This window comes from Streptomyces sp. NPDC086777 (assembly GCF_040702065.1).
GTDB lineage: Bacteria > Actinomycetota > Actinomycetes > Streptomycetales > Streptomycetaceae > Streptomyces.
This window is the reverse complement of the sequence record NZ_JBFBJI010000029.1, coordinates 101,621-113,659: the sequence shown is the minus strand read 5'-3', so window position 1 is coordinate 113,659 and position 12,039 is coordinate 101,621. Positions and strand designations below refer to the sequence as shown.

Genomic DNA, 12,039 nt, shown 5'->3' with positions numbered 1-12,039 from the left:
CCACGGCCATCGCGACGGCGGTGCCGATCGCCAGCGTGGCGACCACGCCACCGCCGATGAACAGCACTCTGCGCCGCTTGTTCCGCGTCTCCGACGCCTCGGCGAGCGACGCCCAGTCCGGGGTCTGGCCGGCCCCGCTGCTCCAGGGCTGCTGAGACTGCGGTTTCCACGGATCCCACTGGGACTGAGGTCCCCCCTGCCCATAACTCATGGGGCGCATCTTAGACGGGGGCCAGGGGGTACCGGTGCGACTGTACGAACGGAGACCGGGGACCTTGGGGGGACCATTGGGGGCAGGACGGCGCATCCCGGTACGGCCGTGCTCCCGGGATTTCCCGCAGCGGTCGGCGACGGCTCGTCCGGATGTCGGCGGGGGCTCGTTTTGACCCGCCGGGGGCCACCCTTGTAGGCTTCCCCTTCGTTGTGTATTGGCTCGCTCGTTCTCACGGGAGCGGCCTCTACCTAGGTTCCCTGGAGCAGTTACCAGTGGGCGGCATACGGGCAGCGTCCCCGGCATTGTCGTCCCCAGCTGCACGATCGCTTCAGTGATGCCATGTGTCAGCACCCATCCACTGAAGAAGAAGGCTGCGAAGTGCGTACGTACAGCCCCAAGCCCGGCGATGTGACTCGCCAGTGGCACGTCATTGACGCCCAGGACGTCGTCCTGGGCCGTCTCGCCACCACCGCCGCGACCCTTCTCCGCGGCAAGCACAAGCCGATCTACGCGCCGCACGTCGACGCTGGTGACTTCGTCATCATCATCAACGCCGACAAGGTGCACCTGTCCGGCAACAAGCGGACCCAGAAGATGGCGTACCGCCACTCCGGCTACCCGGGCGGTCTGCGCTCCGTCCGCTACGACGAGCTGCTGGACAAGAACCCCGAGAAGGCCATCGAGAAGGCCGTCAAGGGCATGCTCCCCAAGAACACCCTGGGCCGTCAGATGCTCACCAAGCTGAAGGTCTACCGCGGCGAGAACCACCCGCACGCTGCTCAGCAGCCGGTTCCGTTCGAGATCACCCAGGTCGCGCAGTAATCCCGGCCACCCCCTAAGACTGAAGAGAATCTGAGGAGCATCGTGGCCGAGACCACTGCCGAGCAGCCGCTCGAAGAGCTTGACATCGACAGCTACACCACGGAGTCGGACGTCCCCGTCGAGGGCGAGTACACCTCCGAGTCCCTCGCGTCCCGCTTCGGCGACCCGCAGCCGGCCGCCGGCCTGGGCCGTCGCAAGAACGCCATCGCCCGCGTCCGGATCGTCCCGGGCACCGGCAAGTGGAAGATCAACGGCCGCACCCTCGAGGACTACTTCCCGAACAAGGTGCACCAGCAGGAAGTCAACGAGCCCTTCAAGGTGCTCGAGCTCGAGGGCCGCTACGACGTCGTCGCCCGCATCGCCGGTGGCGGTGTCTCCGGTCAGGCCGGTGCGCTCCGTCTCGGTGTCGCCCGCGCGCTGAACGAGGCCGACGTGGACAACAACCGCGGCCCGCTCAAGAAGGCCGGCTTCCTCAAGCGCGACGACCGCGCGGTCGAGCGCAAGAAGGCCGGTCTGAAGAAGGCCCGCAAGGCCCCGCAGTACAGCAAGCGCTAATCACCAGCTGCCTGCACGTACTCCGAACGCCCCGGCGGCACGCCACATGTGCCGTCGGGGCGTTCGTTTATCCCGGTCAAGGGCGTATAACGACACAAGACGCTCAAAGGCTGGTGTGATCGCATGACTAAGCGCCTGCCATCATTTCCTGGCAGCAAGGACGCTTCTTCAGGAGGACAAGTGGGACGACTCTTCGGCACGGACGGCGTGCGCGGTGTCGCCAACGCGGACCTGACCGCCGAGATGGCGCTCGGGCTGTCCGTCGCGGCGGCGCACGTGCTGGCCGAGGCGGGCACGTTCGAGGGCCACCGGCCTACGGCGGTCGTCGGACGGGATCCGCGCGCGTCCGGGGAGTTCCTGGAGGCCGCCGTGGTCGCGGGCCTGGCCAGCGCCGGCGTCGACGTCCTGAGCGTGGGCGTCCTCCCGACACCGGCGGTCGCGTTCCTGACCGGCGCGCTCGGCGCCGACCTCGGCGTCATGCTCTCCGCCAGCCACAACGCCATGCCCGACAACGGCATCAAGTTCCTCGCCCGCGGCGGCCACAAGCTCGACGACGAGCTGGAGGAGCGGATCGAGGCGGTGTACGAGTCCCACCGGCACGGCGAGCCGTGGGAGCGGCCGACGGGCGCGGGCGTGGGGCGCGTGCGGTCGTACGACGAGGGCTCCGAGCAGTACGTCGGCCACCTCCTCGGCGTCCTCCCGAACCGGCTGGACGGCCTGAAGATCGTCCTGGACGAGGCGCACGGCGCGGCCGCGGGGGTCTCGCCGGAGGCGTTCCGCCGGGCCGGTGCCGAGATCGTCACCATCGGTGCGGAGCCGGACGGGCTCAACATCAACGACGGCTGCGGGTCGACCCACCTCGGCAAGCTCAAGGCCGCGGTCGTCGAGCACGGCGCGGACTTCGGCATCGCGCACGACGGGGACGCGGACCGCTGCCTGGCCGTCGACCACACCGGTGAGGAGGTCGACGGCGACCAGATCATGGCCGTGCTCGCCCTCGCCATGCGGGAGCGGGGCGTGCTGCGCGCCGACACCGTCGTCGCCACCGTCATGTCCAACCTCGGCTTCAAGCTGGCGCTGGAACGGGAGGGGCTGCACCTCGTGCAGACCGCGGTCGGCGACCGGTACGTGCTGGAGGAGATGAAGGAGCACGGCTACGCCCTCGGCGGCGAGCAGTCCGGCCACGTCATCATCCTCGACCACGCGACGACCGGCGACGGCACGCTGACCGGGCTGCTGCTCGCGGCGCGGGTCGCGGAGACCGGGCGGTCGCTGCGGGAGCTGGCGGGCGTGATGGAACGGCTGCCGCAGGTGCTGATCAACGTGCCGGACGTCGACCGGGCGCGGGTGCGCACGTCCGGGGACCTGGCGGCGGCGGTCGCGGAGGCCGAGCGGGAGCTGGGGGAGACGGGCCGGGTCCTGCTCCGCCCCTCGGGCACCGAACCGCTGGTGCGGGTGATGGTCGAGGCGGCCGACATCGAGCAGGCCCGGTCGGTGGCGGGGCGGCTGGCGGACGCCGTCAAGTCCGCGCTGGGGTAGCCCGTCCCTCCGGGTTCGGGGTGGCGGGGAGTGCGCGTCGCGGGCCGCGGGTCCGTGGTGGCTGGTCGCGCGGTCCCCGCGCCTCTGAGGCGTCGCTGAGCCTCAAGCTGCTTTCTTCCACAGCCATTTCTGGGCCACCAGCGTCGCCGTGCCCGCCAGGACGATGCCCAGCAGGTTCAGCAGCAGTTGTTCCGCCGAACCCCACGCCTGCCGGTACTCCGTGAAGGCGAAGGCCACGGCCGCGTTCGCGGCTGCCGGGACCGTCGTCACCGAGATGGCGACGCCCACCAGGGCACCGGACTTCGCCGAGGTGAGGGAGAGTATGCCGGCGATGCCGGCCAGGACCGCGACCACGAACGAGAACGCGTCGGGCCGGTAGATGAAGTTGGTGTTCGGGCGTTCCGCCTCCAGCTGCGCCCTCGTGAACAGGCCGAGGCCGTCCATGAGAAAGGTGAAGCCGACCGTCACCAGCATCGCCACCGCGAAGCCGACGAGGAGCGCGGTCAGGGACCGCGCCGCGAGGCGGGGCCGGCGCCGGACCAGCGCCGTGCAGATGCCGGCCAGCGGGCCGAACTCCGGGCCCACCGCCATCGCACCCACGATCAGGATCGCGTTGTCCAGGACGACACCGCAGGCCGCGATCATCGTGGCCAGGGTGATGAAGGCGATGTAGGTGGCCGACAGCGTCGACTCCTCGTGGGTCGCCTCGGTCAGCCCCTCCCACAGCACTGCGTCTGCGGCCTCGCCCGGGGCCTCCGCCTCGGCCTGGTCGGCGCGGCGGGACAGGCTCAGGCCGATGTCCTCGACGGCGATCGAACCGGTTTGGTCGAGGCCCAACGCCCGCAGCCCACGGATCAGTTCGTCACCGGCCTCGCGGGCCACATCGCACATCACGACGTCCCCGGCCGGGTCGCGGGCCGCGCCCGGCAGCACGATCAGGTGCGTGGTGCCCACGGTCGTCCCGATCAGGCGGACCGCGTCGTCCGTCCGGTCGGTCGGGGTGATCAGGCGCAGATGCAGCATGACGCCTTTTTAACAGGTGGCTCCGAGCAGGTCCGGCGGAGTCCGCCGGGGGCGCCCCCGGCCGCAGGCCCGGCGGCGGGACTGCGCGACCGACCGCGGTGGCGCCGCAGTTGCCGGCGGCGTCTCGCGGGCTTCCGGCGGACCGCTCAGAGCTTGCGGAGCCGCAGGCGCTGCACCTTGTGGTCCGGTCCCTTGCGGACGACCAGGGTGGCGCGGCCGCGGGTCGGGGCGATGTTCTCCACCAGGTTGGGCTTGTTGATGGCCCGCCAGAGGCCGCGGGCGTAGTCGACCGCCTCCTCCTCGGACACCTGGGTGTACTTCCTGAAGTACGAGTCCGGGTCCTGGAAGGCGGTCTGGCGGAGTTTCCTGAAGCGGTTGAGGTACCAGCGCTCGATGTCCTCCGCGTTCGCGTCGACGTACACGCTGAAGTCGAAGTAGTCGGCCAGGCCGACGCGGGTACGGCCGTCCTGGCCGGGGAGGGCGGGCTGCAGGACGTTGAGGCCCTCGACGATGAGGATGTCGGGGCGGCGGACCGTGAGCTTCCGGTCCGGCACGATGTCGTAGATGAGGTGGGAGTAGACGGGGGCGGTGACCTCGTCCTTGCCGGCCTTGATGTCGGCGACGAAGCGGGTCAGGGCCCGGCGGTCGTACGACTCGGGGAAGCCCTTGCGCGACATCAGGCCGCGCGCTTCGAGCTCCTTGGTCGGGAGCAGGAAACCGTCCGTCGTCACCAGCTCGACGCGCGGGTGTTCGGGCCAGCGGGAGAGCAGCGCCTGGAGCAGACGGGAGACGGTCGACTTGCCGCAGGCCACGGAGCCGGCGACGCCTATCACGAACGGGGTGCCGGACTGGGAGCCCTGCTCACCGAGGAAGGTGTTCAGGGCGCCGCGGAGGCCATCCGTGGCACCGACGTACAGATTGAGCAGCCGGGACAGCGGGAGATAGATGTCCCGCACCTCGTCGAGGTCGATGACGTCGCCGAGACCGCGCAGCTTCTCGACCTCCTCGGCGGTGAGCGGCAGCGGCGTCTTGTCGCGCAGCGCGCTCCACTCGGAGCGGGTGAGGTCGACGTAGGGAGTCGCCTCCGGCCTGTGCCGGTGGGCGCTCCGGGGCATCGGGGAGACCGGAGAGATCACATTCCATTGTTAACGGAGTTTGAACGGGGTGGGGGGTGGGGTCGGTCACGTGGGTGCCCGGCACCCGGCCCCCGCCTGACCGACGCCGTGGAACCCTCAGCCCTCGCCGTCCGGCGACGCGCCCGCAGCCGCGCGCAGGGCGATGCTTCTCTCTGCCGGCCGCGCGAGCGACTTGGCGCGCTCGACGAAGATCTCCGGTCCGTCCATCCCGGCAGTCACCTGCGGTGGATAGATCTCGGCATCGACGTGACCGGGAAACGTGTCACGCAACGCAGTCAGCACGTTCGTCCGATCAGGCTCCGGAAGTTCGCCGATGAAGACGTAGCCCGAGGCGGCACCTGCGGTGATGTCGCGCCTTGCCCGGTCGTCTGCCACGTGTCGGAGAATGAAGTCGGCCACATCGTCGAACAGGGCGGAAGTGGCGAACCAGTTGAGATTCTCACCCGAGCCGTGGGACGGGAATGACACGAGCTTTGTCATCGCTTCCTTTCCTTCGCGTGCGAGTGGAACACCGCGGGTCGGTCCGGGCGGGACACGGGATGGTGCTGTCTGCCTTTCCCGGCGCGGCGCGGCGACGTTTTCCCCGGTCGCCGGCCGGTGCGCGGCTGCCCGCCGGTCATGGTCCGGTCAAGCGCGGGTCATGGTAGGTGCGCGAAGCTGCTCTCGAACAACTGTTTTCTCGGAGGCCTGCCTGGTTCCGAGGGGCCGGATGATTTCCGATTTCGGGCACGCTGAGCCGTGTTCGGGTGGGGGGCGGCACTTAGGCTGCCGCTCATGTGCGGAATCGTGGGATACGTGGGGGCGCAGTCGGCGCTCGATGTGGTGGTCGCCGGGCTCAAGCGGCTGGAGTACCGGGGCTATGACTCGGCGGGTGTCGCGGTGCTCGCGGACGGCGGGCTGGCCTCGGCGAAGAAGGCCGGGAAGCTGGTCAACCTGGAGAAGGAGCTGACGGAGCGGCCGCTGCCGGCCGGTGCCACCGGCATCGGGCACACCCGGTGGGCCACGCACGGCGGCCCGACGGACGCGAACGCGCACCCGCACCTCGACAACGCGGGCCGGGTCGCCGTCGTCCACAACGGGATCATCGAGAACTTCGCCGCGCTGCGCGGGGAGTTGGCCGAGCGCGGGCACGACCTGGCGTCCGAGACGGACACCGAGGTGGTCGCGCACCTGCTCGCCGAGGAGTTCTCCGGCACCGCCGACCTCGCCGAGGCGATGCGGCTGGTGTGCCGGCGGCTGGAGGGCGCGTTCACGCTGGTCGCGGTACACGCCGACGATCCGGACGTGGTCGTCGGCGCACGCCGGAACTCCCCGCTCGTGGTGGGCGTTGGGGAGGGAGAGGCCTTTCTCGCCTCGGACGTCGCCGCGTTCATCGCCCACACGCGGTCGGCGATCGAGCTCGGCCAGGACCAGGTGGTGGAGCTGCGCCGGGACGGCGTGACGGTGACGGGCTTCGACGGCGCTCCGGCGGACGTCCGCTCGTACCACGTCGACTGGGACGCGTCGGCAGCGGAAAAGGGGGGTTATGACTACTTCATGCTCAAGGAGATCGCCGAGCAGCCCAAGGCGGTCGCCGACACCCTCCTGGGCCGCATCGACGCGAACGGCTCGCTGACGCTGGACGAGGTCCGGATCGGCGCCGCCGAGCTCCGGGAGGTCGACAAGGTCGTCATCGTCGCGTGCGGTACGGCCTTCCACGCCGGCCTGATCGCCAAGTACGCCATCGAGCACTGGACGCGCATCCCGTGCGAGGTGGAGCTGGCCAGCGAGTTCCGGTACCGGGATCCGATCCTGGACTCGCGCAGCCTCGTCATCGCCATCTCCCAGTCCGGCGAGACCATGGACACGCTGATGGCGCTGCGGCACGCGCGGGAACAGGGCTCCAAGGTCCTCGCGATCTGCAACACCAACGGCTCGACGATCCCGCGCGAGTCGGACGCGGTGCTGTACACCCACGCCGGGCCGGAGGTCGCGGTCGCCTCGACCAAGGCGTTCCTCACCCAGCTGGTGGCCTGCTACCTGGTGGCGCTGTACCTCGGCCAGGTGCGGGGCACCAAGTGGGGCGACGAGATCAGCGCCGTGATCCGGGACCTCTCGCACATCTCCGGCGAGGTCGAGCGGGTCCTGGAGACCATGGAGCCGGTCCGGGCGCTGGCGCGGACGCTGGCGGAGAAGAAGACCGTGCTGTTCCTCGGCCGGCACGTCGGCTACCCGGTCGCCCTCGAGGGCGCCCTGAAGCTCAAGGAGCTGGCGTACATGCACGCCGAGGGCTTCGCGGCCGGCGAGCTGAAGCACGGGCCGATCGCGCTGATCGAGGAGGACCTGCCGGTGGTGGTCGTGGTCCCGTCCCCGCGCGGCCGCTCGGTCCTCCACGACAAGATCGTGTCCAACATCCAGGAGATCCGGGCCCGGGGGGCCCGCACCATCGTGATCGCGGAGGAGGGCGACGAGGCGGTCGTCCCGTACGCCGACCACCTGATCCGGATCCCCGCCACCCCGACACTGCTCCAGCCGCTGGTCGCCACCGTCCCGCTCCAGGTCTTCGCCTGCGAACTGGCCACTGCCCGGGGCAACGAGGTGGACCAGCCGAGGAACCTCGCCAAGTCGGTCACCGTGGAGTGAGGAGAGCGGACGCGGACCCGTCCCGGCCGCGGTGACGGGTCCGGTGGGGGTCAGAGCCGGGTGGCCGTGCGGACCAGGGCGGCCAGGGCCAGCGAGCGGCTGTGCGCGGGCCAGGCGATGTGGGTGACCACGGGCGGCGCGTCGGTCAGCGGGACGGCGGCGTGCTCGGCCCACAGCCAGGCGCGGGCCGAGTCGGGCAGGACGGTCACGGTGCGCCCGAGGGCGATCAGCTGGGCCAGCTGGGTCTGGTCGTGGACCTCGGGGCCCGGTCCGGGCGGGTACGTGCCGTGGCGGGGCCAGCGGGCGAGCGGCAGGCCCGGGATGTCGTCCACGTCGGCCAGGGACAGCGTCCGGCGGGCGGCGAGGGGGTGACCGGCCGGCAGGACGGCGACCTGCCCCTCGGTCGTCAGCTCCTCGCTGTCGAACCCGGCGAGGGAGTTGAACGGCGCGTGCATGAGCGCCACGTCGGCGCGGCCGTCCCGCAGCATCCCCTCCTGCTCGCACAGGCCCGTGGGCAGCACCTCGATCTCGGCGGCGCCCGGCTCGGCCGCGTAGGCGTCGAGGAGCTTGTGCAGCAGGTCGTGGGACGCGCCGGCCTTCACCGCCAGCACCAGGCGGTCGCGGGGGCCGCGCGGACCGCCGGCGCCGCCGGCGCGACGGGTGCGGCGGACGGCGGCGGTGGTCGCGTCGAGGGCCGCGCGGCCCTCGTGAAGCAGCACCTCTCCGGCGCCGGTCAGCCGGACGCCGCGGCGGTTGCGGTCCAGCAGGCGGACGCCGAGACGCCGCTCCAGTTGCTGGACCGCCCGGGACAGCGGCGGCTGCGCGATGCCGAGGCGCTCGGCGGCGCGGCCGAAGTGCAGTTCCTCGGCGACGGCCAGGAAGTACCGCAACTCACGGGTCTCCAAGGTGGCCGCGGCGTCCGTGGTGTCCGTCCTGTCCATGGCCACAGCGTACGTCGGTGATACCCGGCGGGTATGACAGGGCAGGACGGCGGTATTGGATGCGCCGCGGGTCCGCGGGTGACGATCGACGGCATGAACAACACCCCCTCCGCATCGCTGCCCGGCGGCACCTGGACCCTGGGCGATCTGACCGTGACCCGCGTCGGCTACGGCGCCATGCAGCTCGCCGGGCCCGGGGTCATGGGCCCGCCCGCCGACCGCGACGGCGCGCTCGCCGTGCTGCGCGAGGCCGTCGCCCTCGGGATCACCCACATCGACACCGCGGGTGCGTACGGGCCGCGCGTCACCAACCGGCTGATCCGTGAGGCTCTGCATCCGTACCCCGCGCCGCTGCACGTCGTGACCAAGGTCGGCGCGGTCCGCGACGGGCAGGGCGACTGGATTCCCGCCCGGCGGCCCGAGGACCTGCGTAGCGCCGTCCGGGAGAACCTCGACGACCTCGGCCTCGACTCCCTCGACGTGGTCAACCTCCGGCTCGGCGACGCCCAGGGGTTCCGGCCCGGCTCGCTCGCCGAACCCTTCGAGGCACTCGCCGAACTCCGGCGGCAGGGCCTGGTCCGGCACCTTGGAGTGAGCAACGCCACGCCGGAACAGGTCGCCGAGGCCCGGACGATCGCGCCGGTCGTGTGCGTGCAGAACATGTACAACCTCGCCCACCGCCAGGACGACGAGCTGATCGACGACCTCGCCGCCGAGGGCATCGCCTACGTGCCCTTCTTCCCGCTCGGCGGCTTCACCCCGCTGCAGTCCACGGCGCTGTCCGCCGTGGCCGCCCGGCTGGACGCGACGCCGATGTCGGTCGCCCTCGCCTGGCTGCTGCGGCGGTCGCCGAACATCCTGCTCATCCCCGGTACCTCGTCGGCGGCGCACCTGCGGGAGAACGTGGCCGGCGCGGGACTCGCCCTGTCCGACGAGGACCTCGTCGAGCTGGACAAGATCGGCCACCAGGGGGACGCGGCCCGCCCGCCTGCCGTCTGACGGGCCGTAAGGTGCTCTGGTGAGCATCATCGGGGTAGGCATCGACGTCGCCGAGATCGACCGGTTCCGGGAGTCGCTGGAGCGGACTCCCGGGCTGGCCGGCCGGCTCTTCGTGGAGCGGGAGCTGTATCTGCCGAGCGGGGAGCGGCGCGGTGTCGCCTCGCTCGCGGCGCGGTTCGCGGCCAAGGAGGCGCTGGCCAAGGCGCTCGGCGCGCCGCCGGGGCTGCTCTGGACGGACGCGGAGGTCGTCGTCGAGGACAACGGGCGGCCGCGGCTGCAGGTGCAGGGCAGCGTGGCCGCCTGCGCGGCGGAACTCGGCGTGCGGTCGTGGCATGTGTCGCTCAGTCACGACGCCGGGGTGGCGTCGGCGGTGGTGGTCGCCGAGGGGTGACCCGGGCGGGGCGGGGCGGATGCGCGTCCCGCGGGTTCCGGGGGAGACTCGGGGCATGCGGACTGCTTACAGCGTGGAGACGGTACGGGCGGCCGAGCGGGAGCTGATGGCGCGGCTGCCGGAGGGGGCACTGATGCAGCGGGCCGCCGCGGGGCTGGCCGCCGCCTGCGCCGAGTTGCTCGGACGGGTGTACGGCAGCCGGGTGGTCCTGCTGGTCGGCAGCGGGGACAACGGCGGTGACGCCCTGTACGCCGGGGCGCGGCTGGCGCGCCGGGGGGCGGGGGTCGCGGCCGTGCTGCTCGCGCCGGAGCACACGCACGAGGGCGGGCTGGCGGCGCTGCGCCGGGCCGGGGGGACCGTCGTACGGGACGGCGGTGCCGAGGAGTTGATCCTGCGGGCCGATCTCGTCGTGGACGGGATCGTGGGGATCGGCGGGAAGGGCGGGCTGCGGCCCGGGGCGGCGGAACTGGTGGCGGCCGTGGACCGGTCCCGGGCCGTCGTCGTCGCCGTGGACCTGCCGAGCGGGGTGGAGGCGGACAGCGGCGAGGTGCGCGGCGCGGCCGTGCGGGCGGACCTGACCGTGACCTTCGGGACGCACAAGCCGGGGCTGCTGATCGATCCGGCGCGGGAGTACGCCGGTTCGGTGCGGCTGGTCGACATCGGGCTGGAACTGCCCGAGGAGGCCGAGCTGGAGGCGTTGCAGGACGTGGACGTGGCGCGGCTGCTGCCGGAGCCGTCGGCGGAGAGCGACAAGTACCGGCGCGGGGTGGTGGGCATCGTGGCCGGGTCGGCGCGGTATCCGGGGGCCGCGGTGCTGGCGGTCGCGGGGGCGCTGCGGGGCGGGGCCGGGGCCGTACGGTACGTCGGGCCGGCCAAGGACGAGGTGCTGGCCCGCTTTCCCGAGACGCTGGTGTCGGACGGGGGGCCGCGGAAGGCCGGGCGGGTGCAGGCGTGGGTGGCCGGGCCGGGGGTCGGGGACGACGCCGTCGCCGTCGCCGAGGTGCTGGCGGCGGACGTGCCGGTGCTGGTGGACGCGGACGGGCTGCGGCTCGCCGACCGGGACGCGGTGCGCGGCCGTACGGCGCCGACCCTGATGACGCCGCACGCCGGGGAGGCCGCGGCGCTGCTGGGGGTACGGCGGGAGGAGGTCGAGGCCGGCCGGCTCGCGGCGGTGCGGGAGCTGGCGGCGGCGTACCGGGCGACGGTGCTGCTGAAGGGGTCGACGACGCTGGTCGCGGCGGCGGGTGGCGGGTCCGCCGTCCGGGTGAACGCGACGGGGACGCCGTGGCTCGCCACCGCCGGGAGCGGGGACGTGCTGTCGGGGCTGGCCGGGTCGTTGCTGGCGGCGGGGCTGGACGGGCGGGACGCGGGGAGTGTGGCGGCGTATCTGCACGGGCTCGCGGGGCGGTTCGCGGCGCAGGGGGCGCCGACGGTGGCTCACGCCGTCGCCGACGAGGTGCCGGCGGCGTGGCGGGGCGTCTTCCCGTCCACCCACCCGACTCGGTAGGCCCGAGCGGCACCGTCGCGGGGCTTCGCCCCGGAACCCCGGGGCATGTGGGTCGGTCGGGTGCCGGTGGGCGGGGGCTGGGCGCGCAGTTCCCCGCGCCCCTACCGGGGCGCTGCGTCCCCCGGGTGACGTCCCCCGCGCCCTCTGCCGGGGCGCTGCGTCTCTCGGGTGACGTCCCCCGCGCCCTTTGTCGGCGTGCTGTGTCTCTCGGGTGACGTCCCCCGCGCCCTTTGTCGGGGTGCTGTGTCTCTCGGGTGACGTCCCCCGCGCCCTTTGTCGGGGTGCTGTGT

The 12,039-nt window shown here is 72.4% G+C and carries 11 protein-coding genes and 1 pseudogene; 7 read left to right on the top strand and 5 right to left on the bottom strand.

All coding sequences use genetic code 11. The features are described from left to right. Positions 1–211, bottom strand: a pseudogene (locus tag AB0472_RS33205) (hypothetical protein); the annotation flags it as partial. Positions 212–592: 381 nt separating this feature from the next. Here AB0472_RS33205 and rplM point away from each other — a divergent pair. From rplM to glmM, 3 genes are all read left to right on the top strand, one after another. Next, positions 593–1,036, top strand: coding sequence for a 50S ribosomal protein L13 (rplM, locus tag AB0472_RS33200; protein ID WP_351502660.1), 444 nt, complete (start codon positions 593–595; stop codon positions 1,034–1,036). Between the two features lie 42 nt (positions 1,037–1,078). Then, complete coding sequence (gene rpsI, locus AB0472_RS33195) at positions 1,079–1,591, top strand: 30S ribosomal protein S9 (protein WP_093499626.1); 513 nt, start codon at positions 1,079–1,081, stop codon at positions 1,589–1,591. 180 nt (positions 1,592–1,771) lie between these two features. After that, the gene (glmM, locus tag AB0472_RS33190; protein ID WP_366361956.1) at positions 1,772–3,130 is read left to right on the top strand and encodes a phosphoglucosamine mutase; all 1,359 of its coding nucleotides are present in this window, start codon (positions 1,772–1,774) and stop codon (positions 3,128–3,130) included. 102 nt (positions 3,131–3,232) lie between these two features. Here the strand turns inward: glmM and AB0472_RS33185 are convergent, their stop codons facing one another. The 3 genes from AB0472_RS33185 to AB0472_RS33175 form a co-directional block, all read right to left on the bottom strand. Next, a complete protein-coding gene (locus AB0472_RS33185; protein ID WP_366361954.1) occupies positions 3,233–4,153 on the bottom strand; it encodes a DUF389 domain-containing protein in 921 nt (306 codons plus the stop codon). A 146-nt stretch (positions 4,154–4,299) separates the two neighbouring features. Then, the gene (gene coaA, locus AB0472_RS33180) at positions 4,300–5,268 is read right to left on the bottom strand and encodes a type I pantothenate kinase (protein ID WP_366361952.1); all 969 of its coding nucleotides are present in this window, start codon (positions 5,266–5,268) and stop codon (positions 4,300–4,302) included. A gap of 117 nt (positions 5,269–5,385) precedes the next feature. Then, positions 5,386–5,769: a hypothetical protein gene (locus tag AB0472_RS33175; protein ID WP_366361950.1), complete on the bottom strand. Its 384-nt coding sequence runs from the start codon at positions 5,767–5,769 to the stop codon at positions 5,386–5,388. Positions 5,770–6,063: 294 nt separating this feature from the next. On the opposite strand from AB0472_RS33175, the gene glmS reads away from it, so the two are divergent. Beyond that, on the top strand, positions 6,064–7,911 hold the full coding sequence (gene glmS / locus AB0472_RS33170) for a glutamine--fructose-6-phosphate transaminase (isomerizing) (protein ID WP_366361948.1): 1,848 nt from the start codon (positions 6,064–6,066) through the stop codon (positions 7,909–7,911). A 50-nt stretch (positions 7,912–7,961) separates the two neighbouring features. On the opposite strand, the gene AB0472_RS33165 is transcribed toward glmS, so the two are convergent. Beyond that, positions 7,962–8,852 carry a LysR family transcriptional regulator gene (locus tag AB0472_RS33165; protein WP_366361946.1) on the bottom strand — a complete coding sequence of 297 codons (891 nt, stop codon included), beginning with the start codon at positions 8,850–8,852 and terminating at the stop codon, positions 7,962–7,964. A gap of 93 nt (positions 8,853–8,945) precedes the next feature. Between AB0472_RS33165 and AB0472_RS33160 the strand changes: the two genes are divergently transcribed. Genes AB0472_RS33160 through AB0472_RS33150 form a run of 3 tightly spaced genes read left to right on the top strand, consistent with a single transcriptional unit; the run spans position 8,946 to position 11,749 of the window. Next, positions 8,946–9,851 (top strand): aldo/keto reductase family oxidoreductase, encoded by a 906-nt coding sequence (locus AB0472_RS33160; protein ID WP_366361944.1) that lies wholly within the window; start codon positions 8,946–8,948, stop codon positions 9,849–9,851. Positions 9,852–9,870: 19 nt separating this feature from the next. After that, positions 9,871–10,242, top strand: coding sequence for a holo-ACP synthase (locus tag AB0472_RS33155; protein WP_366361942.1), 372 nt, complete (start codon positions 9,871–9,873; stop codon positions 10,240–10,242). A 55-nt stretch (positions 10,243–10,297) separates the two neighbouring features. Further along, complete coding sequence (locus AB0472_RS33150) at positions 10,298–11,749, top strand: NAD(P)H-hydrate dehydratase (protein ID WP_366361940.1); 1,452 nt, start codon at positions 10,298–10,300, stop codon at positions 11,747–11,749. Positions 11,750–12,039: the final 290 nt, after the last annotated feature.

What these genes read in the sequence shown, in the direction of transcription:
- AB0472_RS33185 (WP_366361954.1), bottom strand. Translation starts at nt 4,153, where the DNA reads ATGCTGCATCTGCGCCTGATCACCCCGACCGACCGGACGGACGACGCG.
- coaA (WP_366361952.1), bottom strand. Translation starts at nt 5,268, where the DNA reads ATGCCCCGGAGCGCCCACCGGCACAGGCCGGAGGCGACTCCCTACGTC.
- AB0472_RS33175 (WP_366361950.1), bottom strand. Translation starts at nt 5,769, where the DNA reads ATGACAAAGCTCGTGTCATTCCCGTCCCACGGCTCGGGTGAGAATCTC.
- glmS (WP_366361948.1), top strand. Translation starts at nt 6,064, where the DNA reads ATGTGCGGAATCGTGGGATACGTGGGGGCGCAGTCGGCGCTCGATGTG.
- AB0472_RS33165 (WP_366361946.1), bottom strand. Translation starts at nt 8,852, where the DNA reads ATGGACAGGACGGACACCACGGACGCCGCGGCCACCTTGGAGACCCGT.
- AB0472_RS33160 (WP_366361944.1), top strand. Translation starts at nt 8,946, where the DNA reads ATGAACAACACCCCCTCCGCATCGCTGCCCGGCGGCACCTGGACCCTG.
- AB0472_RS33150 (WP_366361940.1), top strand. Translation starts at nt 10,298, where the DNA reads ATGCGGACTGCTTACAGCGTGGAGACGGTACGGGCGGCCGAGCGGGAG.